The organism is Bradyrhizobium sp. SOJA106, from assembly GCF_059448745.1.
Window position 1 is genome coordinate 7,228,983 of the sequence record NZ_CM182549.1, and the last position, 25,371, is coordinate 7,254,353.

The 25,371-nt window shown below is 65.4% G+C and carries 21 protein-coding genes; 13 read left to right on the forward strand and 8 right to left on the reverse strand.

Translation table 11 applies throughout. From position 1 onward, the window contains the following. Positions 1 to 43: 43 nt before the first annotated feature. Positions 44 to 964, reverse strand: a complete 921-nt coding sequence (locus AC5V87_RS34080) for a LysR family transcriptional regulator (protein ID WP_495369113.1) — start codon at positions 962 to 964, stop codon at positions 44 to 46. Positions 965 to 1,089: 125 nt separating this feature from the next. On the opposite strand from AC5V87_RS34080, the gene AC5V87_RS34085 reads away from it, so the two are divergent. The 4 genes from AC5V87_RS34085 (at position 1,090) to mdlC (ending at position 5,974) form a co-directional block, all read left to right on the forward strand. Then, positions 1,090 to 2,259 (forward strand): acyl-CoA dehydrogenase family protein, encoded by a 1,170-nt coding sequence (locus AC5V87_RS34085; protein WP_495369114.1) that lies wholly within the window; start codon positions 1,090 to 1,092, stop codon positions 2,257 to 2,259. 9 nt (positions 2,260 to 2,268) lie between these two features. Beyond that, positions 2,269 to 3,387, forward strand: a complete 1,119-nt coding sequence (locus AC5V87_RS34090) for a CaiB/BaiF CoA transferase family protein (RefSeq protein WP_456842738.1) — start codon at positions 2,269 to 2,271, stop codon at positions 3,385 to 3,387. Beyond that, a complete protein-coding gene (locus AC5V87_RS34095; protein ID WP_456842737.1) occupies positions 3,384 to 4,235 on the forward strand; it encodes an HTD2 family dehydratase in 852 nt (283 codons plus the stop codon). The genes AC5V87_RS34090 and AC5V87_RS34095 overlap by 4 nt, the downstream gene beginning before the upstream one ends. A gap of 116 nt (positions 4,236 to 4,351) precedes the next feature. Beyond that, entirely contained in the window at positions 4,352 to 5,974 is a 1,623-nt protein-coding gene (gene mdlC / locus AC5V87_RS34100) for a benzoylformate decarboxylase (RefSeq protein ID WP_456842736.1), read from the forward strand. A 141-nt stretch (positions 5,975 to 6,115) separates the two neighbouring features. On the opposite strand, the gene AC5V87_RS34105 is transcribed toward mdlC, so the two are convergent. Then, positions 6,116 to 6,910: an SDR family oxidoreductase gene (locus tag AC5V87_RS34105; protein ID WP_495369115.1), complete on the reverse strand. Its 795-nt coding sequence runs from the start codon at positions 6,908 to 6,910 to the stop codon at positions 6,116 to 6,118. A 64-nt stretch (positions 6,911 to 6,974) separates the two neighbouring features. After that, complete coding sequence (gene trhA, locus AC5V87_RS34110; protein WP_456842734.1) at positions 6,975 to 7,670, reverse strand: PAQR family membrane homeostasis protein TrhA; 696 nt, start codon at positions 7,668 to 7,670, stop codon at positions 6,975 to 6,977. A 186-nt stretch (positions 7,671 to 7,856) separates the two neighbouring features. Between trhA and AC5V87_RS34115 the strand changes: the two genes are divergently transcribed. Both AC5V87_RS34115 and AC5V87_RS34120 read left to right on the forward strand, forming a co-directional pair. Beyond that, positions 7,857 to 9,326 carry a YcjX family GTP-binding protein gene (locus AC5V87_RS34115; protein ID WP_495369116.1) on the forward strand — a complete coding sequence of 490 codons (1,470 nt, stop codon included), beginning with the start codon at positions 7,857 to 7,859 and terminating at the stop codon, positions 9,324 to 9,326. Next, on the forward strand, positions 9,323 to 10,351 hold the full coding sequence (locus tag AC5V87_RS34120; protein ID WP_456842732.1) for a YcjF family protein: 1,029 nt from the start codon (positions 9,323 to 9,325) through the stop codon (positions 10,349 to 10,351). Before AC5V87_RS34115 ends, AC5V87_RS34120 begins: the two co-directional genes overlap by 4 nt. On the opposite strand, the gene AC5V87_RS34125 is transcribed toward AC5V87_RS34120, so the two are convergent. Then, complete coding sequence (locus AC5V87_RS34125) at positions 10,260 to 11,891, reverse strand: glycosyltransferase family 39 protein (protein WP_456843540.1); 1,632 nt, start codon at positions 11,889 to 11,891, stop codon at positions 10,260 to 10,262. The two genes, AC5V87_RS34120 and AC5V87_RS34125, sit on opposite strands and share 92 nt — an antisense overlap. A gap of 463 nt (positions 11,892 to 12,354) precedes the next feature. On the opposite strand from AC5V87_RS34125, the gene AC5V87_RS34130 reads away from it, so the two are divergent. From AC5V87_RS34130 to AC5V87_RS34145, 4 genes are all read left to right on the forward strand, one after another. Further along, positions 12,355 to 14,082 (forward strand): adenylate/guanylate cyclase domain-containing protein, encoded by a 1,728-nt coding sequence (locus tag AC5V87_RS34130; RefSeq protein WP_456842731.1) that lies wholly within the window; start codon positions 12,355 to 12,357, stop codon positions 14,080 to 14,082. Positions 14,083 to 14,303: 221 nt separating this feature from the next. Further along, the gene (gene sorA, locus AC5V87_RS34135; protein WP_495369117.1) at positions 14,304 to 15,503 is read left to right on the forward strand and encodes a SorA family sulfite dehydrogenase catalytic subunit; all 1,200 of its coding nucleotides are present in this window, start codon (positions 14,304 to 14,306) and stop codon (positions 15,501 to 15,503) included. A 12-nt stretch (positions 15,504 to 15,515) separates the two neighbouring features. After that, on the forward strand, positions 15,516 to 15,824 hold the full coding sequence (gene sorB / locus AC5V87_RS34140) for a SorB family sulfite dehydrogenase c-type cytochrome subunit (RefSeq protein ID WP_456842729.1): 309 nt from the start codon (positions 15,516 to 15,518) through the stop codon (positions 15,822 to 15,824). 209 nt (positions 15,825 to 16,033) lie between these two features. Continuing rightward, positions 16,034 to 16,234, forward strand: a complete 201-nt coding sequence (locus tag AC5V87_RS34145; protein WP_008563500.1) for a cold-shock protein — start codon at positions 16,034 to 16,036, stop codon at positions 16,232 to 16,234. A 171-nt stretch (positions 16,235 to 16,405) separates the two neighbouring features. Here the strand turns inward: AC5V87_RS34145 and AC5V87_RS34150 are convergent, their stop codons facing one another. Then, positions 16,406 to 16,867: an Lrp/AsnC ligand binding domain-containing protein gene (locus tag AC5V87_RS34150; protein WP_495369118.1), complete on the reverse strand. Its 462-nt coding sequence runs from the start codon at positions 16,865 to 16,867 to the stop codon at positions 16,406 to 16,408. A gap of 114 nt (positions 16,868 to 16,981) precedes the next feature. Here AC5V87_RS34150 and putA point away from each other — a divergent pair, with 114 nt between their 5' ends. The 3 genes from putA to AC5V87_RS34165 all read left to right on the forward strand — a co-directional run bounded on the left by putA (position 16,982) and on the right by AC5V87_RS34165 (position 22,137). Next, complete coding sequence (gene putA, locus AC5V87_RS34155; protein WP_495369119.1) at positions 16,982 to 19,978, forward strand: bifunctional proline dehydrogenase/L-glutamate gamma-semialdehyde dehydrogenase PutA; 2,997 nt, start codon at positions 16,982 to 16,984, stop codon at positions 19,976 to 19,978. A gap of 150 nt (positions 19,979 to 20,128) precedes the next feature. Beyond that, positions 20,129 to 21,334, forward strand: a complete 1,206-nt coding sequence (locus tag AC5V87_RS34160) for a CaiB/BaiF CoA transferase family protein (RefSeq protein ID WP_456842728.1) — start codon at positions 20,129 to 20,131, stop codon at positions 21,332 to 21,334. Between the two features lie 155 nt (positions 21,335 to 21,489). Further along, entirely contained in the window at positions 21,490 to 22,137 is a 648-nt protein-coding gene (locus AC5V87_RS34165; RefSeq protein ID WP_456842727.1) for a glutathione S-transferase family protein, read from the forward strand. A gap of 158 nt (positions 22,138 to 22,295) precedes the next feature. Here the strand turns inward: AC5V87_RS34165 and AC5V87_RS34170 are convergent, their stop codons facing one another. The 3 genes from AC5V87_RS34170 to AC5V87_RS34180 all read right to left on the reverse strand — a co-directional run bounded on the left by AC5V87_RS34170 (position 22,296) and on the right by AC5V87_RS34180 (position 25,175). Then, the gene (locus AC5V87_RS34170) at positions 22,296 to 22,460 is read right to left on the reverse strand and encodes a hypothetical protein (protein ID WP_456842726.1); all 165 of its coding nucleotides are present in this window, start codon (positions 22,458 to 22,460) and stop codon (positions 22,296 to 22,298) included. 81 nt (positions 22,461 to 22,541) lie between these two features. Continuing rightward, positions 22,542 to 24,074, reverse strand: coding sequence for a hypothetical protein (locus AC5V87_RS34175; RefSeq protein WP_495369120.1), 1,533 nt, complete (start codon positions 24,072 to 24,074; stop codon positions 22,542 to 22,544). A 93-nt stretch (positions 24,075 to 24,167) separates the two neighbouring features. Beyond that, positions 24,168 to 25,175, reverse strand: coding sequence for a hypothetical protein (locus tag AC5V87_RS34180; protein ID WP_495369121.1), 1,008 nt, complete (start codon positions 25,173 to 25,175; stop codon positions 24,168 to 24,170). Positions 25,176 to 25,371 lie beyond the last annotated feature (196 nt).

Genomic DNA, 25,371 nt, shown 5'->3' on the forward strand with positions numbered 1-25,371 from the left:
CGAAGGGCCGACCGCGCCTGGCTGGTCTACGACACGAGCGCATCTAACTCAATTTGATGTCCCACACGCCGTCCTTGCGGCAGGCGGCGACCTCGTCGCGCAGGAGTGCGGTGATGGCGAGGGACGCTGTCGAAGGCGGGCGATCGATCGGAGAGGCAAAAATGAGCTCGCGTGTCATCGGCTTGGAGACCATTGCCGTTTCCAGCCGCCCGTCCGCGACCTCGCCATGGACCGACGAGGGCGGCAAGAGCGCGAACCCAAGCCCTTCCTCAACCAGACTCGTCAGCACGCGGAAGCAATCTGCCTCCAGCTGGACGTTGAGCTTGATCTTGCGCTGGGCGGCGGCGTGCTCGATCAGCGCGCGGAGACCGTGGGAATGACTGGGCAGCACCAGCCGCTGCCGCAGCAGCCAACCAATGTCGACGTTCTTCTTGCGCGCGAGGCCGCAGCCGCGCGGGCCGACCGCGACGATGTTGTCGCGCCCCAGGCTCTGCACGTTGAGATGAAGATCGGCCGAGCGGCCATAGAGGATGGCGAGATCCATCTCGCCGCGATGCAGCCATTCGACGAGATGCCCGCTGTAGCTCTCGACGATGCGCAGCGAGATGCCTGGAAATTTATCGACGCAACGCCGTGCAAAACGCGCCGACAGCACACAGCTCACGGTCGGAACCAGGCCGAGCACGACCTGGCCCGACGGCGGCCCCTTGGCCGACTGGATGTCGTCGCGGATCTGGTCGATCTGCCGCACGATACCGGAGGTGCGCGCCAGCAGCAGACGGCCGGCTTCGGTCAGCACCATGCCGCGGCCGTTGCGGGTGAACAGATCGGTGCGCAGCTCGTGTTCCAGGAGCTTGATCTGCCGGGAGAGCGCCGGCTGCGCCACGCGCAGCGTGTCGGAGGCCTTCGACAGGCTGCCAAGCTCCGCCACGCAACTGAAGGTCCTGAGCTGCCGGAAATCCATGCTTGCCAATCCTGGAAGGCTACTCCATACGCTATAGCAAATGAGCATAGGGGGCTGACGTTGTTTTCACAACGCCAGAGCATCGGCCGGCGTTATCTTAACTGCCGCTAGATACGGGAAACGCCATGAGTGACGAACACCACACCGACGATCACGCCGACATCCGCGAAGCCGTCGCAAAGCTCTGCGCGCAGTTTCCCGGCGAGTATTGGCGCAAGCTCGATCGCGAGATGGCCTATCCCAAGGCCTTCGTCGATGCGCTGACCGAGGCCGGCTATCTCTCGGTGCTGATCCCGGAAGAATATGGCGGCGCGGGACTGAAGCTTTCGGCGGCGGCGGCGATCCTCGAAGAGATTCAGCGCGCGGGCTGCAACGGCGGCGGCTGCCATGCCCAGATGTACACGATGGGCACCGTGCTGCGGCACGGCAATGCCGAGCAGAAGGCAAAATACCTGCCGAAGATCGCGAGCGGCGAGTTGCGGCTGCAGGCCTTCGGCGTCACCGAGCCGACCAGCGGCACCGACACCTCCTCGCTGAAGACCTTTGCGCGCAAGGAAGGCAACGACAGCTACATCGTCAACGGCCAGAAGATCTGGACCAGCCGCGCCGAGCATTCCGATTTGATGATCCTGCTGGCGCGCACCACGCCGAAGGAGCAGGTCAAGAAGCGCACCGATGGTCTGTCGGTCTTCATCGTCGACATGCGCGAGGCCAAGAACAATGGGCTCGAGATCCGCCCGGTCCGCACCATGATGAACCACGCCACGACAGAGGTGTTCTTCACCGACATGAAGGTGCCGGCGGAGAATCTGATCGGCGAGGAAGGCAAGGGCTTCCGCTACATCCTCTCCGGCATGAATGCCGAGCGCATTTTGATCGCGGCCGAATGCGTCGGCGATGCCAAATGGTTCATCGCGAAGGCGACGAACTACGCCAAGGAACGCAGCGTTTTCGGCCGGCCGATCGGCCAAAATCAAGGCATCCAGTTCCCGATCGCGAAGGCCTACGCGTCGATGCGCGCCGCTGAATTGATGGTGAAGGAAGCCACGCGCAAATACGAGTCCGGGCTTGACTGCGGCGCGGAGGCCAACATGGCAAAAATGCTGGCGGCGGATGCGTCGTGGGAAGCGGCGAATGCCTGCATCCAGACCCATGGCGGCTTCGGCTTTGCCGAGGAATACGACGTCGAGCGCAAGTTCCGCGAGACCCGGCTTTATCAAGTCGCGCCGATCTCGACCAACCTCGTGCTGTCCTTTGTCGCCGAGCATGTGCTCGGCATGCCGCGCTCGTACTGAGGTCGCATCATGGGAGCACTTGACGGGATCAGGGTGATTGCGGTCGAGCAGGCGGTGGCGGCGCCGTTTTGCTCCTCGCGCCTGGCCGATGCCGGCGCGGAGGTGATCAAGATCGAGCGGCCCGAGGGCGATTTCGCCCGCGGCTATGACGCGGCGGCGAAGGGCCAGAGCAGCTACTTCGTGTGGCTCAACCGCGGGAAACAATCCGTCGTGGTCGATCTTGCCACGAAGGAAGGCTGCGCCGAGTTGGAGAGGCTGATCGCGAGCGCCGACGTGCTGATCCAGAATCTGAAGCCGGGCTCGATGGACAAGCTCGGCTTTTCGCGCGAGCGCTTGCTGAAGGACTATCCAAAACTGATCTCGTGCACGATCACCGGCTATGGCGACGAAGGTCCCTACGCCCATCGCAAGGCCTATGATCTCTTGATCCAGGCCGAGAGCGGACTCGCCTCGATCACCGGCAATCCCGATGGCGCCTCGCGCGTCGGCATGTCGATCGTGGACGTTGCGACCGGCGCCACCGCGCATGCGGCGATTTTGGAGGCGCTGATCGGGCGCGGGCGCACTGGCAAGGGTGCCGATATCCGCATCTCCATGTTCGACGTCATGGCCGACTGGTGCACTGTGCCGCTGCTCAACTCCGAAGCCGGCAATCCGCCCAAGCGCATGGGCCTGCGCCATCCCTCGATCGCTCCCTACGGCGTGTTCACCTCGAAGGACGGCAAGGACATCCTGATCTCGATCCAGAGCGAGCGCGAGTGGAAGACGCTATGCGTGAAGGTGCTGGACCAGCCGGATCTTCCGGCCGATCCGCGCGTCGCCAACATGGTCGAGCGCGTGCGCAACCGCGATTTCACGGACACGATTGTCGCCGATATCTTCGGCAAGATGACGCGCGACGAGCTGCTGAAGCGGCTGTCGGACGCCGACATCGCCTTTGCCGAGGTCAACACCATGGCCGACCTCACCAACCATCCGCATCTGCGCCGCATCGAGGTCGATACGCCGAACGGCCGCGTCAGCTATCCCGCGCCGGCCCCGATCATCGTCGGCGAGACGCGCACTTATGGCGCTGTGCCCGCGATCGGCGAAAAGCCCCAGAACAAGCAACAGAGCGAGGCGTCATGACCGAGAAGCTCGACATCGATCACTTGCGGCAATGGATCGGCCGCAGCACGGAGGCGACCGACATCGTCACCGCGCAGCTCGTGAAAGGCCTGCGCGCGACGCTGTTCCAGGAGGTCGGCGAGCCCAAAAACGGCGATGCCGCACCGTTCACGGTGCATTGGTGCCTGGCGCAGCCGGTGTTTCCGATGTCGATGCTCGGGCCGGACGGCCACCCCACCCGCGGCGGCTTCCTGCCGCCGGTGCCGCTGCCGCGCCGGATGTGGGCCGGCGGCGAGATCGAGTTCTTGCTGCCGCTGCAGGTCGGCGATGAATCGACGCGAACCTCGCGCATTGCCGATGTGCAGGTGAAGACGGGCTCGACCGGCACGCTGTGCTTCGTCTCGGTCGAGCACAGCATCTCCTCCCCGCGCGGCACTGCGATCCGCGAGCGGCAGGACATCGTCTATCGCGAGATGACCAGCAACGTGCCCACCACTGCGAAGGCGCCGCCTGCGCCGCCGAAGGCGCAGCATCGCGAGACGCATGTCTCCGATCCCGTGCTGCTGTTCCGCTATTCCGCGCTGACCTTCAACGGCCACCGCATCCATTACGACCGCGACTACGTCACCAAGGTCGAGGGTTATCCGGGCCTGATCTTCCATGGGCCCTTGCAGGCGGCGCTCATCATCGAGATGGCCGCAAAGCTGCGCGGCGGCAAGGCGCCGAAGAAGTTTACCTATCGCGGCGTGCAGCCGCTGTTCGAGGGCACGGAGTTTTCGGTCAATGCCAATGAGACCGAGGCGGGCATGGAGCTGTGGACCGCGAATGCGGAGGGGCAGCCGACGATGAAGGGCACGGCGGTGTGGTAGCTCCGTCACCGTCATTCCGGGGCGATGCAAAGCATCGAACCCGGAATCTCGAGATTCCGGGTTCGCTCCGCGCCCCGGAATGACGAACCTGACAATAAGCACACGGGACGGAAACCATGTCCAAGAACGGCAAGACCGGCAGCAAGTCCGTCACCGTGAAGCAGGCGACGCTCGACCTGCTGCGCGCCTTCGGCATCAACAAAGTGTTCGGCAATCCCGGCTCGACCGAGCTGCCGTTCCTGAGCGATTGGCCCGACGACATTGACTATGTGCTGGCACTGCAAGAGGCCTCCGCCGTCGGCATGGCCGATGGCTATGCGCAGGCGACGCGCAATGCCGGCTTCGTCAACCTGCATTCGGCGGCCGGCGTCGGCAACGCGCTCGGCAATATCTACACAGCGCATCGCAACCAGACGCCGCTGGTGATCACCGCGGGCCAGCAGGCGCGCTCGATCCTCCCCTTGCAGGCGTTCCTCTATGCCGAGCGCGCCTCCGAATTTCCGCGGCCTTACGTCAAATACAGCGTCGAGCCGGCGCGACCCGAGGACGTGCCGGCCGCGATCGCACGGGCCTATTACACTGCGATGCAGCCGCCCTGCGGGCCGACCTTCGTGTCGATCCCGATCGACGACTGGACGCATGCCTGCGCGCCGGTCGAGGCGCGCAAGGTCAGCCGCGAGATCGGTCCCGACCCGGAAGCGATGGAGGCGCTGGTCACAGCACTCGGCTCGGCAAAGCGCCCTGCCCTCGTGGTCGGCCCCGGCGTCGATCGTGCCGGGGCAGTCGATTTGATGGTGCGCGTCGCCGAGAAGGCCAAGGCGAGCGTCTGGGTGAGCCCGTTCTCGGCGCGCTGCTCGTTCCCCGAGCGCCACCCGCAATTCGCAGGCTTCCTGCATGCCTCGCCCGCACAACTCTCCGATGCGCTGCGGGAGCACGACCTCGTCGTCGTCATCGGCGCACCGGTGTTCACCTTCCATGTCGAGGGCCACGCCGCGATCTTTGACGGCGGCGCGACGATCTTCCAGATCACGGACGATCCGGATGCGGCTGCGGTGACGCCGGTCGGGACCAGCATCATCGCGACGATGAAGCCGGCGCTGAGCCTGCTGCTCGATATGCTGCCGGAAAGCAAGCGCGCTACGCCGAAGGGACGCACGCTGCCGCCGGCGCCGCAGGCCGCCGATCCGTTGCCGGTCGAATTCCTGCTGCATTCGCTATCGCAGGCGATGCCGGATGGCGCCTCGCTGGTCGAGGAAGTGCCCTCGCACCGGCCGGCGATGCAAAAATTCCTGCCGATGCGCGGCCAGGATTCCTTCTACACCATGGCGAGCGGCGGCCTCGGCTACTCCCTGCCGGCTGCCGTCGGCATGGCGCTCGGCAAGCCGAAGCAGCGCACCGTCTGCCTGATCGGCGACGGCTCGGCGATGTATTCGATCCAGGCGCTGTGGACCGCCGCGCAGCGCAAGCTGCCGCTGAGCATCGTCGTCATCAACAATTCCGGCTATGGCGCGATGCGCTCGTTCAGCCAGGTAATGCAGGTGCGCAACGTGCCCGGGCTGGAGCTGCCGGGGATCGATTTCGTGAAGATCGCCGAGGGCATGGGCTGCCATGCGGCGCGGGTGAGCAAGGCCGCAGAGCTCGGCGAGGCGCTCAAGCGCGGGATGGCGTTTGAGGGCACCAGCCTCGTCGAAGTCGTCGTGGATTCGGCGGTGCCGGTGCTGTATGGGCAGAAGCATTGATCGCGTCGTCCCCGCCTCGAGCGCAATTGCGCACCAGGCAGGGACGATAGGGAGTATTTGGCGCGAGCGGTGGCTAGCAACGTAGCCCGCTCTCGAGATCTCGGGTTCGGTCCTGCGAACCGCCCAGGGATGAGCTAACGGTCACTTCCCGAACTCCTCCCGCATCCTGGCCTGGATCTTCGCCATGCCGCCGATCCAGCGGTCGTAGTTCTCGGTCTTCTTGCGCATGTAGCCGAGCACCTGGGGGTGCGGCAGGATCAGGAACGTCTCTTGTTCGAGGCCGGCGAGCACGTCCTTGGCCACCTGCTCCGGCGTGAGATCGCCGTCGCCGGATTGCGGGCCTTTCGGGATCGAGCGCAGCATGTTGGTGTCGACGCCCTGCGGGCACAGGATCGAGACCTTGATGTTGTGCGCCTTGTGCGAGATCGCGAGGTTCTCGGCAAAGCCGACCGCGGCATGCTTGGTCGTCGAATAGGCCGGGCTGCCGACCTGCGACAACAGGCCCGCCGCCGAGATGGTGTTGAGGAAATAGCCGCCGCCGCGCGCCTTCATGCGGGGGATCAGATGCCGCGCGGCATAGACATGGGCCATGACGTGGATCGCCCAGCTGCGCTGCCAGGGCTCGTCGGAGTTACCGCCGGCATTCTCCGACATCGGATCGAAACCGCCGCCGATGCCGGCATTGGAGCAGAAGAGATCAATGGGGCCGAACTGCCGCTCGGTCTCCTCGATGACGTGCGCGATGTCCTTTTCCTGCGCGACGTCGCATTTGAACGCCGCGCCGTTCACCGTGGCGGCGACCGCCCGCGCATTGGCGGCGTCCATGTCGGCGACGACGACCTTGGCCGCGCCCGCATGATGAAAGGCCTCGCACAGCGCCTTGCCGATGCCGTTGGCGCCGCCCGTGACGACCACGACCTTGCCGGTCACCTGCATGCGACGTCTCCTCTTGCCTTGTACCGCTTTATACCGCGCCGCTTATTCCGCGTCGCGGTCCTGCTCAGCTCAACACGAGGTCGAGCACCGCGGTATAATGGCATGCCGCGCCGGCCAAGACAAAGCCGTGCCAGATCGCATTCTGGAAGCGCAGCCGTCGCCAGGCATGGAAGATCACGCCGAGGCTGTAGAAGATGCCGCCGGCAAACACGAAGCCCAGCGCGAGCGCAGGCAGTGCCTTGACCACGGCGTCGTAGAGCATGACGCCGCTCCAGCCCATCGCGAGGTAAATTCCGACCGAGACGCGGTCGAACCGGCCGGGGTAAAACAGCTTCAGCACGATGCCGAGGATGGCGACGCACCAGACGCCAGCGAGCAGCACCAATGCGAACACGCTGTCCTTCACTTCCAGGATGAACGGCGTGTAGGTCGCGGCGATCAGCAGGTAGATCGCGGAATGGTCGAACCGGCGCAGCAGCCATTTGGCCGGCGAGACCGGCCAGAGATTATAGATCGCCGACAGCACCAGCATCGAAAGCAGGCCGGCGACATAGATCGAGACGCCGACGATGTCGATCGCGGTTGCATAGATCACCGTCAGCACCACCAGCACGGTCGCGGAGATGAGGCCGGCAAGGACGCCGATCGCATGGACGATTCCATCGGCGATCACCTCGGCGCGATCGTAGTCCCAGCCGATCACGTCGGCCGCGGCGTGGACTGAGGAGGATGCGAACTGTTTCAGTTGGAAGACGGTCATGGCAATCCGGGAAAGCTTGAGGCAATGCCCCTCTTTATCGGTCTTTCGGCGTCGGCGCGTCGTTCAAACGGCTGATTTGCCGACAAAGGCGGTAGAAGTATGAAAGCTTGATTTTCCTCAGGCAGTTGCCATTTTTGTGATTAGTCCATTTTGCGTATCCCTCGCCCGAGCCCCCTCAACGTTCATATGGCATTCAGTTTCCAGGACATGGTCGAGGAGGCGCGCCTGTCGGCCCGGGCGCTGATCGACTATGGCGAGCACTTCTTCAACCCGACGGTGCGGCTCGGTGTCACCGGCTTGTCGCGCGCCGGTAAGACCGTATTTATCACCGCGCTGATCCATGGCCTCACCCGCGGCGGGCGGTTTCCGGTGTTCGAAGCCTATGCCTCGGGCCGGATCGCGCGGGCGCATCTGGCGCCGCAGCCGGACGATGCCGTGCCGCGATTTGCCTATGAGAACCATCTGCGCGCGCTGATCGAGGAACGGCGCTGGCCCAACTCGACGGTCGACATCAGCGAGCTGCGCCTCGTCATCGACTACCAGCGCCCGAACGGCGCCGACCGCACGCTGACGCTCGACATCGTCGACTATCCCGGCGAGTGGCTGCTCGACCTGCCGCTGCTGCAAAAGAGCTATGAGCAATGGTCCGCCGAAAGCCTGGCGCTGTCGCGCGAGGCGCCGCGGGCGCATCTGGCTGCGGACTGGCACGCGCATCTCGCAACGCTGAAGCCGGAGGCGCGCGAGGACGAGCAGGCGACGCTCACGGCCGCAAGGCTTTTCACCAACTATCTTCGCGCCTGCCGCGACGAGCGCTTTGCGATGAGCCTGCTGCCGCCCGGCCGCTTCCTGATGCCCGGCAATCTCGCCGACACGCCGGCGCTGACCTTCGCGCCGCTGGACCTGCCCGTGGGCGAGCAAGCGGGCGAGGGATCGCTGTGGGGGATGATGGTGCGCCGTTACGAGGCCTATAAGGACGTCGTGGTGCGGCCGTTCTTCCGCGATCATTTCGCCCGGCTCGATCGCCAAATCGTGCTGGCCGACGCGCTCGCCGCATTCAACTCCGGCCCCGAGGCGCTGCACGATCTCGAGGCCGCGCTGGCCGGCATTCTCGACTGCTTCAACATCGGCCGGAGCACCATCCTCTCCAGCCTGTTCCGGCCGCGCATCGACCGCATCCTGTTCGCGGCGACCAAGGCGGATCATCTGCATCATTCCAGCCACGACCGGCTCGAGGCCGTGCTGCGCCGCGCGGTGAGCCGCGCCGTGGCGCGCGCGGAAAATACCGGCGCGGGAATCGATGTCGTCGCGCTCGCAGCCGTCCGCGCCACGCGCGAAGCCCAGGTCGCGCATGGGCGCGACAAATTGCCGTCGATCCTGGGAACACCGGCCGCGGGCGAAAGCGCCGGCGGCGAGTTCTTCGACGGCAACACCGAAGTTGCTACCTTTCCGGGCGACCTGCCGCTGGATCCCGAGCCGCTGTTCAACGGCAGGGACGCGTTCCGCGGGCTGTCAACTGAGGCCGCCGAGAGAAGCGATTTCCGTTTCCTGCGCTTCCGCCCGCCCAAGCTCGAGCGCGAAGGCGCGAGCGAGCCGGCGCTGCCACACATCCGCCTCGACCGCGCCTTGCAGTTCCTGATCGGAGACAAGCTCGCATGAACGACCGATCCCAGCCGCGGCGGCCGGCAACGTTCCGGCTCGACGATCCCGGCGTCGTCGTCACCGAAGCCGACGAGATCAGCCGACTCAGCCGCGCCACCATCCAGATCACGCCGGAGCACGATCCGCAGGCGCTGCCGGTGCCGATTGAAGCTGCGCTGCCGGCGCGGCGCCGATTTTCGTGGGGCACGCTGTTCTGGTCCGGTCTCGCCGGGCTGACGCTGCTCGGCACCGGGCTCGGTGTCGTTCATCTGATCGAGGATCTGTTTGCGCGCAGCGAAAGCCTCGGCTTCGTCGGCCTCGCCCTCGCCTTCGTCACCGCGCTCGCGCTTGCAGTGGTGATCGGACGCGAGGCGTTCGGGCTCGCGCGTCTTGCGACCATCGAAAAGCTGCATCAGCGCGCAGCCGCCGTGCTTGCCAGCGACGACCGCAAGGAGAGCCGCGTCATCGTGCAGGACCTCATCAAGATCGCGCACCAGAACCCGCAGCTGGCGCGCGCCCGCGCCACGCTGGAAAGCCATGCCGGCGAGATCATCGACGGCGCCGACATGATCCGCCTCGCCGAGCGCGAGCTGATGTCGCCGCTGGATGCGGAGGCGCGGCGGCTGGTGTCGTCGGCCGCGCAAAAAGTCTCGATCGTGACCGCGGTCTCGCCCCGCGCGGCGATCGATGTGCTGTTCGTGCTCGTCGCAGCGCTGCGGCTGATCCGCCAGCTCGCTTATCTCTACGGCGGCCGTCCCGGCGCGCTCGGCATGATCCGCCTGCTCCGCCACGTCATCGCCCATCTCGCCATCACCGGCGGCATGGCTGCAAGCGACAGCCTGGTGCAGCAGATGCTCGGGCACGGGATTGCAGCAAAGCTGTCGCAGCGGCTGGGCGAAGGCGTGCTGAACGGGCTCTTGACGGCCAGGCTCGGGTTGGCGGCGATCGACGTCACGCGCCCGCTGCCGTTCGCGGCCCTGCCGCCGCCAAAACTGTCGGACCTCGCGACGGATCTGCTGCGGAAGAAGGACGAGGAGGAGTAGCCACTTCGCCTCTCCGCGCTTGCGGGGAGAGGGAGAGAGAGGCCAGCACTTTCCACCAGAACAGCGGCGAGTCCTTCGGCGGGGACAGCTCCGGGGTCCAGCCGGTGAGCCTCTCAATCACATAGGTATCCGCCAGGACACCGCGCCAGCGGCGTTCGACGTCACCGAGCGGCTGGCGCTGCGCGGGGATCGAATCCCACACCGGGGCGCGATTGTCCGGCACGCGGCCGACGTAGATGCCGGCGTGGCCCTTGATCCGGTCCATGCCGGGATCGCCGAAATCCTGGAAGCGGCCGCGCTCGTTGATCTCGATCACGGGCACGCGGCCGCGGAACAGCCAGCGCATCATGGCGTAGGTGCGGTAGTCCGTGGTGGCGATCCAGGTCGCGCCGGTCTCGTCGAGCGCGGCCTGCGCACCGGCGGCGACCTGCTCGTAGCCGCCCTCGGCGCCGATCGGGTCGATCTTGCCGAGCAGATTCCAGGGCGCTGCGACGTAATACAGGAACACGATGACGACGAAGGCGAGGCCCGAGACGACCGCCGTGTCGAGCCAGAACACGCTCGACCGGATCAGCCTTGCCGACCAACCCTCGCGCGACAGCACGACGAGATTGACGGCCGTGGCGGCGAAGCCCACCGGCCACATGAACATCGGCCAGGTGTCGCCGACGCGGAGCGTCATCGACTTCACGAGGAAATAGAGGAACGGCACCAGCACCGCGGTCGAGAGCAGGATCGCGACCGGCTCGCGGGCGCGATAGCCGCGCCACGCCGTCATCCCGAGGCCCGTCAGCACCACCGGCAGCATCACGAAGCCGACGAGGCCGAATTGCAGGCCGATGTAGTCGCCGATCGTGCGCAACGAGATGCCGTAATTGGCGGTGGCGCGCACGCCCTGGAAGCGGAACGAGGCCCAATCATGCTGCGCGTTCCAGATCAAGACCGGCGAGAATAGTGCGATGGCGATCAGCACCGCGAGGTAGGGATACGGGCTGCGCAGCCAGCGCCAGCGCCAATCCGGCACCAGCAGGAACGCCGCAACCGCTGGCGCGAACATGATCGCGGTGAATTTCGACAGCAGCGACAGGCCGGCGAACAGTCCGGCCGCGAGCCACCACCGTCCGTCGCCGCTTTGCCCCAGCCGCACCAGCGACCACATCATCGCCATCGCAAACGGGATCATGGCGACATCGGGCGCGACTTTGGCCATCAGCAGGCCGTAATAGAGCGCGGCCTCCGGCATCAGCAGCGCGAACATGATCGCGCGGGCATCATGGGTGAGACGGCGGACGATGTCGGCGAGCAGCAGCTGCGTCACCAGCATGGCGACGATTCCGCCGAAGCGCACGCCGAGCGTGGTGTCGCCGAAAATCGCCGTGCCGAAGCGGATCAGCCAGGCGATCATGGGGGGATGATCGAGGAAGCTGAGCGCGCCCTCCTTCGACCAGGTCCAATAATAGGCCTCGTCGGTGCGCAGCTCGAGCGCGGAGGCGTAGACGATGCGAAGTACCGTCATCGCGGCGACGACGAGCACGGCCATGAGGATGAGCCGGCGCTGGGCGCCGTCAGGCTTCGCAGAGATGTCGGGAGCGATCGTCACGGCCGCGCTTTTCCCCGACTTGAGAGGGGGAGTCAATGTGTGGGAGGTGCAGCACACACCGCTGTCGTGCCGGGGCGCGACGTAGTCGCAAGCCCGGGCACCTGATCACCACGGGAGAAGTTTGACGACGACTTGCAACCACGCCCTGTCGTTATCGCGACGAGCGCAAGCGCTCGCGCGGGGGTCCCGGATCGGCGCGCGCCTGGGGGCGCGCTTGTCGGGGACGACAGTGGGCATAATGGGTGCCGATCGGTGGGCACGGCGCACAAGAGCGCGCCTTTGCCCACCCTAGAATTCCCTACGGTTTCGTAACCTGCCGCGCATGTGACCGGCCCTGCTGTCCACTCCGGGAATTAAACGCTAGGCTGGCTGTTCTCGTTGATGAAACTGATACAACCGAATCATGGCCACCGCTCTCGCACAGATGACCGAACTCGTCCGCTCGACCGGCGTGCGCCAGGTGCGGCTGGTCTGCGGCGTCATCCTGTTCGCTTACGTGATCAGCCATTTCCTCAACCATGCGCTCGGCAACATCTCGGTCGATGCCATGGAGGCCGGCGTCTACTATCACATGGCGTTCTGGCAATTCCTGCCTGTCGCGATCGTGTTCTACGGCGCCGCTCTCACCCATATGGGGCTCGGCGTCTACGCGCTGTATCAGCGCCGGCAGTTCCGCTGGAAGACGATCGAGCCGCTCCAGCTCGTGCTGGGACTGAGCATTCCGGCGCTGGTCATGGCGCATGTGATCGGCGTGCGGCTCGGCCAAACCTTGTATGGGCACCAGAAGCTCTACCCGCAGGAGCTTTATCTCTTCTTCAGCTCAAACCGCATCTGGACCATGACGATCCTGCTCACCATCGCCTGGATCCACGGCTGCATCGGCATCTATTTCTGGCTTCGCCTGAAACCATTCTTCACGCGTGGGGCGCCCTATCTGCTCGCGGCCGCCGTGCTGATTCCGACGCTGTCGCTGCTCGGCGTCTACCAGGGCGGCCGCAGCGTGATGCTCGATGCCGATGACGGCGAATGGCGCACGCACAATCTCACCCGCCGCCAGCTCGGAACGACGGCCGAGGCTGCAACGCTCGACCGCATCACCAACACCCTCACCATCGGCTATGTCGGCCTGCTCGGACTGGTGCTGGCGGCGCGCGGTTTGCGGGCCTTGCGCGAACGGCGCGGCGGCATGATCGCGCTGTCCTACGGAAACGGCAAGACGGTGCGGGTCCCCAAGGGCCTCTCTGTGCTGGAGGCGAGCCTGCGCCACAACGTGCCACATGCCAGCGTCTGCGGCGGCCGCGCCCGCTGCTCGACCTGCCGCATCCGCATCATCGGCGACCATGCCGCCCTGCCCGAGCCGTCGCAGCGCGAGGCTTTCGTGCTCGCCCGCGTCGGCACCGCCGATCCCTCGATCCGGCTCGCCTGCCAGCTGCGGCCCGAGTGCGACCTCTCCTTCTTCCAGCTCTTCACCCCGCACACGCATGCAGCGGGCGGGCAGGCCTCGACACCGGCCCGGATCGGTCAGGAGCGCTATCTCGTCAGCCTGTTCGTGGACATGCGCGGCTCGACGCAGCTGGCCGAGAAGCGGCTGCCGTTCGACACCGTCTTCATCGTCAACCGCTTCCTCGGCGCGGTATCGCAGGCGGTGATCGAGCATGGCGGCCAGCCGAACCAGTTCGTCGGCGATGGCATGCTGGCGCTGTTCGGGCTGTCGGCCGATCCGCAACAGGCCTGCCGGCAGGCGCTGAAGGCGGCCAGCAGCATCGCCGCGAATATCGACGAGCTCAACGAGCTGCTCAGCCACGACCTCCGCGAGCCGATCCGCTTCGGCATCGGCATCCATGGCGGCGAAGTCATCATCGGCGACATCGGCTATCGCGATCACATCGTGTTCACCGCGCTCGGCGATGCCGTCAACGTCGCCGCCCGCCTCCAGGACATGACCAAGACGCTGGCCTGCGAGGCCATTGTCTCCGAGGAAGTGCGCCGCACCGCGGGCCTTGGCGACGATTCGCTGCCGCAGCAGGAAGTCGCGATTCGCGGCCGCGACGAGCCGATGGCCGTGCGCGTGGTCGCGGATGCGAGGCAGCTTGCGGCGCTGGTCGATCGCGGCGAGCGCGTGGCGGCCTGATTCTTCTTCAGCTCTCCCCGCAAGAACGGGGCGAGGGAGCACACCTTCGCCGCCGCGACAATCCGGCTCAATCTCGTGACAGCATAACCCGGCTTGCTGCAACGCAGCGGCATGGCCTTGCTGCGAAAGCACGAATTGACTCCGCCCGAGTCGTCGCGACAGATGCGCGAGGGATTGCGGTGATGACCGCTGCTCCAACGAAAGCTCCGGGAGGAGACCACATGTTCGATCGACGCGACCTGCTCAAAGGAGCGGGCCTTGCCGCCGTGGCGGCGACACTGAATTCGACCAAAGCGCTGGCCCTCGAGACCGTCACGCTGCCCTTCGCCAATGGCGAGCGGCCGCTGGTGAAGTACCCGCAGAAGCGGCCGATGATCGTGTTGACCAGCCGGCCGCCGCAGCTCGAGACGCCGTTCGCGGTGTTCAACGACGGCCCGATCACGCCGAACAACGCGTTCTTCGTGCGCTATCATCTCTCCGACCTGCCCTACAATCTCGACCCCGACAAGTTTACGCTTCAAGTCAAGGGCAAGGTCGACAAGCCGCTCAAGCTGTCGCTCCAGGACATCAGGAAAATGAAGGCGACCGAGATCGTCGCCGTCAACCAGTGCTCCGGCAACAGCCGCGGCTTTTCCGAGCCGCGCGTCGCCGGCGGCCAGCTCGCCAACGGCGCGATGGGCTGCGCGCGCTGGCGCGGCGTGCCGCTGAAGGCCGTGCTGGAGATGGCCGGCGTGCAGGCCGGCGCCAAGCAGGTCACGTTCAACGGCATGGACGGCCCGGCCAGCGACAAGACGCCCGATTTCATCAAGGCGCTCGACATCGACCACGCCAGCGACGGCGAGGTGATGCTGGCCTACGGCATGAACGGCGAGGACCTGCCGTTCCTCAACGGCTTTCCGTTGCGCCTGGTCGTGCCCGGCTATTACGGCACCTACTGGGTCAAGCACCTCAACGAGATCACCGTCATCGACAACGTCTATGACGGCTTCTGGATGAAGTCGGCCTATCGCATTCCCGATACGCCGAACAATGCGATCGAGCCGGGCACCGCGCCGAAGGCGACCATCCCGATCAACCGCTTCACCATCCGCTCCTTCATCACCAGCGTCGCCGACGGTGCCAAGCTGAAAGCGGGACGCACGACGCTGCGGGGGATCGCCTTCGACGGCGGCAAGGGCATCAAGGAGGTCCAGGTCTCCACCGACGGCGGCAAGACCTGGGCGAGCGCCAAGCTCGGCAAGGATCTCGGCAAATACGCATTCCGCGAATGGAAGCTGCCGGTGCAACTCGCCGCCGGCGGCGTCGAGCTCAAGGTGCGCGCCACCGGCAATGACGGCGAGACCCAGCCGGATACACCGCGCTGGAACCCGGCGGGTTACCTGCGCAACGTCATCGAAACCACGCGCGTCACCGTGGCCTGAGGGAGAATGATCATGCAGCGCACCGCTCTCCTCGCCGCCTCGCTCACGCTCGCCAGCATCATCAGCGCAGTGACTGCGGCGCCGATCAACTACAAGACTCCCGATGAGGTCGCCGCGTTCAAGCCTGGTCCCAATCTGGAGGTGGCGCAGGGCAACTGCACCGCCTGCCACTCGTCCGACTACGTCGCCACGCAGCCGCCGATGAAGGACAAGAAGGGCTTCTGGCAGGCCGAGGTCACCAAGATGATCAAGGTCTATGGCGCACCGATCGACGATGCCGATGTCGGCAAGATCGTCGATTATCTGGCCGCGACTTATTGACGGAGGGCACGCGGCATTCCCGGCCATTTGACCGCTAAACGGGCAAAACCGGCAAAAACGCCGCGAAGTTGAGCTGAATTCGGCGAAATGCGGATGTGGTTTGAGCTACCAAGCCCGCCACAATCCGCGTATTCTGTTAGGACCGAACCGGCCGGTTGGCGGGGATTGGCGGTTCGCGATCTCGGAGGAAGACCCGCGGAGAAGTCGTGATGGCTAAAGGTACGGTCAAGTGGTTCAACCCGACGAAGGGTTATGGATTTATCCAGCCTGCGTCGGGGGGCAAGGATGTGTTCGTGCATATCTCGGCAGTGCAGAAAGCCGGCCTGTCCACCCTCAACGAGGGACAGACGGTTGAATACGAAGAGATCGCAAACCGGGGCAAGACCTCCGCAGAGAACCTCAAAGTATAAGCCCGCCAGCCTTTGCTGACTCCCGGATCAGTCCGGGAGCGGGGCCAAGAAAATTTCAGAAGACAGCCAGTGCATTCGACGACAGGCGTTGCGACTGCACACGGAAAGCTATTTTTCCCGCGAAAACCGCATCCTTAACGCCACAGCAACGACAATCGCGACCGCACTTCGTTACTCCACCGGCAACGGTGCGTCGCGCTTGATCTCCTCCATCACCGCATAGGTTCGCGTCTCGCGCACGCCGGGCATCGACAGCAGGGTCTCGCCGAGGAAGCGTCGATAGGCGGTCATGTCCGCAAGCCGCGCCTTCACCAGATAATGGAAGCCGCCTGCAACCATGTGACACTCGAGCACCTCAGGGGCGAGTTTCACGGCGCGCGCGAAGCGCTCGAAATTGTCGGGCGTGGTCTTGTCGAGCAGCACCTCGACGAACACCAGAAGACCGAGGCCGAGCCGGTGCGGATTGAGCCGCGCGCCGTAGCCCTCGATAAAGCCCTCGCGCTGCAACCGCTTCAGCCGCTCGCCGATCGAGGTCGGCGACAGGCCGATGCGCTCGGCCAGCTCGACATTGGCGATTCGCCCGTCCTGCTGCAAAACCGAGAGGATCTTGCGGTCTATGCGGTCAAGTTCCATATTTTCTTTGGCTAGATCATCGATAATCTTCATTTCTTAAGGCAAAACAACTAGATTGTCTATCGAACGACGGTCATGCCGGCCTTATCTTGGATTTCAGCCACAGGACACGCCATGCCGAACATTCCCCCCTTCACCGCGCCGTACGCGCCCGACGATGCCGAGATCGCGGCAAAGCTTCTGCCCGCCTCGCATCTGGCGCCGCCGCAGGAGGCGCGGATCGACCGCACCGCGACGCGGCTGATCGAGGCGATCCGCAAGCGCGATGACCGGCTCGGGGGCGTCGAGGACATGCTGCGCGAGTTCGCGCTCTCGACCAAGGAGGGGCTGGCGCTGATGGTGCTGGCCGAAGCACTGCTGCGCGTGCCTGATACCCGCACGGCCGACCAGTTCATCGAGGACAAGCTCGGCGAGGGCGACTTCATCCATCACGAGACCAAGTCCACGGCGTTTCTGGTCAATGCCTCGGCCTGGGCGCTCGGCTTGTCGGCGCGGGTGATCCAGCCCGGCGAGACGCCCGACGGCACCATCGGCCGCCTCGTGAAGCGGCTCGGCGCCCCGGCGGTGCGCACCGCGACGCGCCAGGCGATGCGGCTGATGGGCAATCATTTCGTGCTGGGCGAGACCATCGAGCAGGCGCTGGAGCGGGGCAGGCCGCGCTCAGGCCAGAAGCCGCGCTATTCCTTCGACATGCTCGGCGAAGGCGCCCGCACGGCGGCGGACGCCAAGCGCTATTTCGATGCCTATGCCAGTGCGATCGAGACTATCGGCAAGGCGGCCGGTGATCATCCCCTGCCCGACCGACCCGGCATCTCGGTCAAGCTCTCGGCGCTGCATCCGCGTTTCGAGGCGATCAGCCGCGACCGCGTGATGGCCGAGCTGGTGCCGCTGCTGCTGGACCTCGCTCAGCGGGCCAAGGCCCACGACTTGAACTTCACCGTCGACGCCGAGGAGGCCGACCGGCTGGAGCTGTCGCTCGACGTGATCGCGGCGACGCTCGCCGATCCCTCGCTGGCCGGCTGGGATGGCTTTGGTCTCGCGATCCAGGCCTATCAGAAGCGCGCCAGCGCGGTGATCGATTATGTCGACGCCCTGGCGCGCGCGCATGACCGCAAGCTGATGGTGCGCCTCGTCAAGGGCGCCTATTGGGACACCGAAATCAAGCGCGCGCAGGAGCGCGGGCTCGACGGCTATCCCGTGTTCACGCGCAAGGCAATGACGGATCTCAACTACGTCGCCTGTGCCGCCAAGATGCTGGCCTTGCGGCCGCGCATCTTCCCACAATTCGCCACTCACAACGCGCTGACGGTCGCGACCGTGCTGGAGCTTGCGCACGGCAGCGGCGGCTTCGAATTCCAGCGTTTGCACGGTATGGGTGAAGCGCTCTACGAGCAGCTCGCCAAGGATCACCCTGATATCGCCTACCGCACCTATGCGCCGGTCGGCAGCCATCGCGATCTGCTCGCTTATCTGGTGCGGCGGCTCTTGGAGAACGGCGCCAACTCTTCGTTCGTGGCGCAGGCGGCCGATTATCGCGTCCCCGTTTCCGCACTGTTGCAGCGGCCGGCGGATGTCATCGTCCGACCCGAGGCGGCGGTGCATCCCAAAATTCCGTTGCCGGGCGATCTGTTCGCGCCGGAGCGGCGCAATTCGCGCGGCATCGAGTTCGGCGAGCGCGCCGCGCTCGATCGGTTGCTGACGGACGTCAGGGCTGAAGCGGCAGATTTGAAGCCCATTGCCGATGCGACGCCGGATCAGGCCAACGCGGCGGTGGCCTCGGCACGTGCCGGCTTCGCAGCCTGGAGCCGGACGCCGGCGGCCGTGCGCGCGGCAGCGCTGGAGCAGGCCGCGCATCTTCTGGAGAGCCGGGGCGCGCATTTCATCGCACTGCTGCAAAGCGAGGGCGGCAAGACGCTCGAGGACGCGCTGTCGGAGCTGCGTGAGGCCGCCGATTTCTGCCGTTACTATGCCGCGCAGGGCCGAAAACTGTTCGGCACCGATGCCGCGATGCCGGGGCCGACCGGCGAGAGCAACGCGCTCGCGATGCGCGGCCGCGGCGTATTCGTCGCGATCTCACCGTGGAATTTTCCGCTGGCAATCTTCCTCGGTCAGGTCACAGCGGCGCTGATGGCCGGCAACAGCGTCGTGGCAAAACCGGCCGAGCAGACGCCGCGCATCGCGCGCGAGGCCGTCGCTTTGCTGCACGAGGCCGGCATCCCGAAAAGCGCGCTGCATCTCGTCACCGGCGACGGCCGCATCGGTGCCGTCCTGACTGCGCACCAGGACATCGCCGGCGTCGTGTTCACCGGCTCGACTGAAGTGGCGCGCCTGATCAACCGGACGCTTGCTGCCAAGGACGGGCCGATCGTGCCGCTGATCGCGGAGACCGGCGGCATCAACGCGATGATCGCCGATGCGACCGCGCTGCCGGAGCAGGTTGCCGACGACGTCGTGACATCGGCGTTCCGTTCCGCCGGCCAACGGTGCTCGGCGTTGCGGCTCTTGTTCGTGCAGGAGGACGTCGCCGACCGCATGATCGAGATGATCGCGGGCGCGGCGCGCGAATTGAAGATCGGCGATCCCGCAGATGTCGCAACCCACGTCGGCCCGGTGATCGACCGGGAGGCCAAGCAGAAGCTCGATGCGCACATCGCGCGAATGACGCGCGAGGCGAAGCTGCACTTTGCCGGCAGCGCGCCCGAAGGCTGTTTCGTCGCGCCGCACATCTTCGAGCTCAAGGAAGCCGGCCAGCTCAAAGAGGAAGTGTTCGGCCCGATCCTCCACGTCGTGCGCTACCGTGCCGAGAACCTCGAGCGCGTGCTGCAGGCGATCGCGCGCACCGGCTACGGGCTCACGCTCGGCGTCCACTCGCGCATCGACGACACCATCGAAGCCATCATCGATCGCGTCCAGATCGGCAACATCTATGTCAACCGCAACATGATCGGCGCCGTGGTCGGCGTGCAGCCGTTCGGCGGCAATGGCCTGTCTGGAACCGGCCCCAAGGCCGGCGGCCCGCACTATCTTGCGCGGTTTGCGACCGAGCAGACCGTGACGATCAACACCGCGGCAGCAGGTGGCAATGCGGCGCTGCTGGCGGGGGAGGAGTGAGGACGCGTCTGAATTCGCGGCCCGGATGCAGCTGGGCCCTGCGCCCGGCGCCGTTGCATCCCGGCGAAACATCGGTCTAAGTGCTCCGTGACTTTGCCTGCGCCAATTCCAGCGCGCGGGAAACGACAAGAGCGAGGGAGCAACGCCGCGATGGACAAGGGCATTTTTGCGGGGCTGAAGGTTCTGGACTGCGCGAGCTTCATCGCAGCGCCCGCGGCCGCGACCGTGCTGTCGGATTTCGGCGCCGACGTCATCAAGATCGAGCCGCCCGGCGCTGGGGATCCCTATCGCAACCTGCCCAACCTGCCCGGCTATCCCACCGGCGAGCACAATTTCGCCTGGCTGCTGGAGGCCCGCAACAAGAAGAGCATCGCGCTCGATCTCGCAAAGCCGGAAGCACAGGCCGTGCTCTACAAGCTGGTGGAAGAGGCCGACGTCTTCATCACCAACATGCCGCCGCCGGTGCGCGCCAAGCTCGGCATCACCTATGACCACCTCGCCCATCTCAACGACCGGCTGATCTATGCCTCCTTCACCGGCTATGGCGAGAAAGGCGAGGAAGCCAACAAGCCCGGCTTCGACAGCAACGCCTATTGGGCGCGCTCCGGCCTGATGGACCTCGTCCGCGCCGATACCAACACCACGCCGGCGCGCTCGGTCGCCGGCATGGGCGACCATCCCTGCGCCATGGCGTTCTACGGCGCGATCGTCACCGCGCTGTACCAGCGCGAGAAGACAGGCAAGGGCTCGCATGTCGCCTCCAATTTGATGGCGAATGGCGTGTGGGCCGCGAGCGTGCTGGCGCAGGCAAAGCTCTGCGGCGCCAAGTTCGGCGAGCGCCGCCCGCGCGAGCGCGCGCTCAACGCGGTTGCCAACCACTACCAGTGCAAGGACGGCCGCTGGCTGATCCTGTCGCTGCTGAACGAGGAGAAGCAGTTTCCGACGCTGGCGAAGTGCCTCGGACGCGAAGACCTCATCACCGATCCGCGCTTCGCCACCAAGCCCGACCGCCACGCCCGCTCGGTGGAACTGATCAAGATCTTTGACGAGACTTTTGCCACCAAGGATCTCGCCGAGTGGCGAAAGATTCTCGACGGCAACGGCCTCGTGTTCGGCATCGTCGGCATTCTCGACGACATCCCGAACGACAAGCAGATGCTCGACAACGAGGTGCTGGTGCCGTTCGAGAATGACACCATGCTCACCATCTCCAGTCCGATCTGGATCGACGGCGTCAAGAAGGTCCAGCCGCGCAAGCCGCCCGCGGTCGGCGAGCACAGTGACGAGATTTTGCGCGGGGCGGGATACGACGAGGCGGCGATCAAGGAGCTGCGGTCGAAGGGGGCGGTGGGGTAAGGGACGCACCGCTCTAACCCCGTCATTGCGAGCGCAGCGAAGCAATCCAAAATCCCACCGCGGATGCATTGCTGGATTGCTTCGCTGCGCTCGCAATGACGACGTAGAGCCGGCGCGGTATAATCATCGGCAAAACACAAATGCCGTGAGGTCCCATGCCCAGCTACCGCCTGCACTACTTCCCGGAATCCGGCAACAGCTACAAGCTTGCACTGATGCTGACGCTTTGCGGCGAGACCTTCGAGCCGGTGTGGACCGACTTTGGCGGCGGCGTCACCCGCACGGCGGAATGGCGTAAGGCCGTCAACGAGATGGGCGAGATTCCCGTGCTCGAAGTGGACGGCGTGAAGATGACGCAGACCGCGCCGCTCCTCTTGAGACTCGCCGAGCAGTATGGCCGGTTCGGTGCCGAGACCGAGGATGAAAAATTCGAGCTGTTGCGCTGGCTGTTCTGGGACAACCACAAGCTCACCGGCTACATGGCAACCTATCGCTTCATGCGCGCCTTCACCGAGAAGAACGACCCGCAGGTGCTGAAGCATTTTCGCCGGCGGCTGGACGACTTCCTCGGGATTCTCGACGGGCACCTCCAGCACAATGTATTCGCGATCGGAGCAAAGCCGACGGTCGCCGATATCTCGATGATGGCGTATCTGCACTATCCGAGCGATGAGCACGGCTTCGATTTCGCGGCGAGCCATCCCGCGATCCACGCCTGGCTCGGCCGCATGGCCGCGCTGCCCGCCTGGAAATCGGCGTATGAGCTGTTGCCGGGTAAGCGGATGACGAATTACGCGAAGTGAGGGTTTCTTCTCCCTCGCCCCGTTCTTACGGGAGAGGGTTGGGGTGAGCGGCCTCTCTCCACACGTGAGACGGTCGATGGACCTGTACCCCCTCACCCGGATTGCATCTTCGATGCAATCCGACCTGGCCCCGCAAGCAGGACGAGGTGAACTCGCACCTACCTCAACGCCAGCCAGCCGAGCGTGAACAAAACCCCGCCGACGATCACGACCACCGCGACCGCCCAGATGCTGACGCGCACGCTGCCGGTGACCTGTTTGGCCTCTTCATTGCGCGCGATCTCGCGATTGCGCTCCTTGTTGGCTTCGCTGGTGTCCGTCATGGGTCAATCAAATCGCTTGCTTGGCTTTATCTTGCGCGTGATCTTTTCGAAAAACCGCTACACACTTTTTCGGATCACGCGCTAGCGCGTCTTGATGAAGCACATGCCGATGCGGCGCGAGGCCGCGGCAGCCTGACAGGTCAAACCTTTAGCACAGCTCCATGACGTAAAACTCTCGTCCCGCGTTCCCGATCCCGCATTTTGCAGGGAACAATGTGCGCCCCAGCCGTCCTGATATTCGCTGCCGGCGAGCTCTTGGCTGCCGCGGGTCTGCGGCCGGCTGGCAAATCCGCGTGAGAAATCGGGGCGTTTGCCCGCGGCGAACGCGGTCAGTATCTCGCGACGGCGGAGCTGGTCGCCGACAAAATGCGGCGAGGCCGGCACGATGGTGGAGTTGGACGGCTTGTCCGCGAGCCAGTCAACGCCCGGGAAATGAAAGCCGCCGATGCCGCGGGTCTGGTGGCAGCCGGCGCAGGTGACGTCGTTGAGGCGGCGCTGGAAGCCGGCGACCGAGCGGATGTTCTGGATGTCTCCGCGCGCAGCCGCCTGCTTCAGCGCGCCGACCACGTCGTTGTCGGTGAACACCGGATTGTCCTTGCCCTCGCCCTCCATCATGCCGAATTCCGGCTGCAGCGCGGAGGCATCGAGCCCGGCCGGCGTCGGCACCAGCGCGGCCTTGGCCAGGAATATCTCGGGGATCAGCACGGTGCCGCGATCGAACGCGCGCAGATTTTCCGGCGCAAGCAGCCAGTCCCTGAATTCGCGGCGAAGCGCATCGTCGGCGAGGATGCGGTCGCGGTCGATCTGGTTCTCCAGCGCCGATTCCTCGAACGTCTTCGTCGCGGCATCGTACTTGAACACCTTGAGCAGATAGTCGGAGCGGAAATCGTGCAGCGCCGATTTCGGCGCGACGGAGACCTGGATGTTGGTCTCGATGCGGTCGAGCATGGCGTCGGAGGGATGAATTCCGCCGCCGATTAGCCCCTGCCAGCCGCTATTGTCGAGCCAGCGCCGCGCGACCTCGGCGCAGTTGAGCGGCTTACCGCTCGCATCCGTCTGGCGCGGGTCCCTCGCCTTCATCACCAGATTGAACGTCATCGGCAGGCGCGTTGCCGTCTTGGTCCCATCCGGCCCCGTGTCGAAACGTGCCAGTCGATAGATCAACCTAATTTCGCCGCAGGATTCTTCCGAGACATAGGCGCGGTCCATGCGGTTGACGATGCCGGCCATCACGAAGCGCGTGTCGGGCGATTTCAGATTGGCCCGGTCGAACAGCTGCACGTCGAAGCCTTCGCCGACGCCGATGGTCTCGCTCGGCCAGGCCACCTTCTGCTGGGCGACGTAGCGCTCGAGCTCCGCGTCGATCGCGGGTGGAATCTGCTTGAGCTGCGGCAGCTGCGAGAACATCTGCTCGGTCGTCAGCGGAGAGTCCGCATTCCGCTCCGGCCAGAGCAGGCGCGAGATCGTGAGTTCGTCGTGCTGGTCGAGCTTCTTCAGCAGATCAGGATCGGTGATCGCCGTGCCGCGCATCAGCGCGTTCTCCGCCGCGAAAAGCGGAACGGCGCCGGCGACCAATGCGGCAACAGCAACCAGAATTCGCAACGCGCGGCTCATGCCTGAGGTAACACCGCGCGAGGACACCTATTCAAGCAAAAAGGCGCTTCACAGGGTGGTGAAGCGCCTCTTCGGAAGTCGGATATGAGCCACTCAGCGCGCCACGATCAGGCCCTTGCTGGTGACGACCACCCAGCGGCCGTCCTGGCGCCGGATCGCATCAACACGACCCAGGCCGGGAATGGGATCGCCGGCATAGACCTCATAGAGGCCGTCGCGGCCCTCGATCAGTGCGCCGCCATTGGCGACGTCGCGCAGCCTCCAGCCTTCGAGCGTCGGCAGGCGGCCGACCTCGGTCTTCGGCGCGGCCGGCGCGGGAGCCGGTGTGGCGGCTGCGGCCGCAGCCTGGGTCGGCGCGATCGAGCCGGTGGTTTCCTTGGCGGGCGCTGCCGCAGCCTGCGCGGGAGCGGCGGGCGGCGTGGCACGGAGCTTGTCGACGGTCTCCGAAAGCTTCGCGATCTTGGCCATCGGCTCGGCCTGTGCCTTCTCGAGCTTGTCGAGGCGATCATTGGCCCGGTTGAACTGGCTTAGGCCGGTCTTGGAAGTGTGCTCGACATTGGCCCTGAGAGCGGTGAGGTCAGCATCGATCCGGGCGATCGAGGATTCCAGTGCGCTGGTATCGGCGACCTGCACCGGCGCGGGGGGCGGCGCTGCGAAATGCATCATGCCGGCGGTCGCCAGCGCGCCGCTGATGGCACCGACGCTGGCGGCGATCGCGACCACCGCGGCCATCGCCGAGCGGCGGCGGGTGTCGCCGGTCGCGCGCGGGGTGTCCGGCTTCACATGCGGGGCAAACTCCTCGCGCTCCCAGGACCGCTCCGAGGGCGCCATCACGATGAGCTGGGCGGGCTTCGGCTCAGGCTTCGTCTCGGGCTTGGTCTCGGCCTTGCTCTCGATCTTGGCTTCGAGCTTCGGCACCTCGATCCGGGGCGGTTCGATCCTGGGGGCATCTGCTCTCACCGGATCAGGCTTGGGCGGCGCCTCATGATCGGGGGCGATCGAGGGGGCCTCGATGCCGGCGGCAGCCTCCACGGCCTCCGGCGCGGCGGCCTCGGCAACGCTCGTCTGTTCGCCGGTTTCCTGGGCAGCCTGCTCGGGCATTGGTTCGCTCACAGCTCAAATACTCCAGTCTGGATTGACCTTTTGGTAACTTTCATTGCTTGCGAAATCCTTACCTGCGGACCCCGCTTACGGAAATTTTAGGAACTCATCCGGGGCCGAATTGGGTCGGGAAAATGGAACCGGCGTGGCGGGCGTGAAACAATTTGTAACCAGGCAAGATGAACGGCCGCGGAAT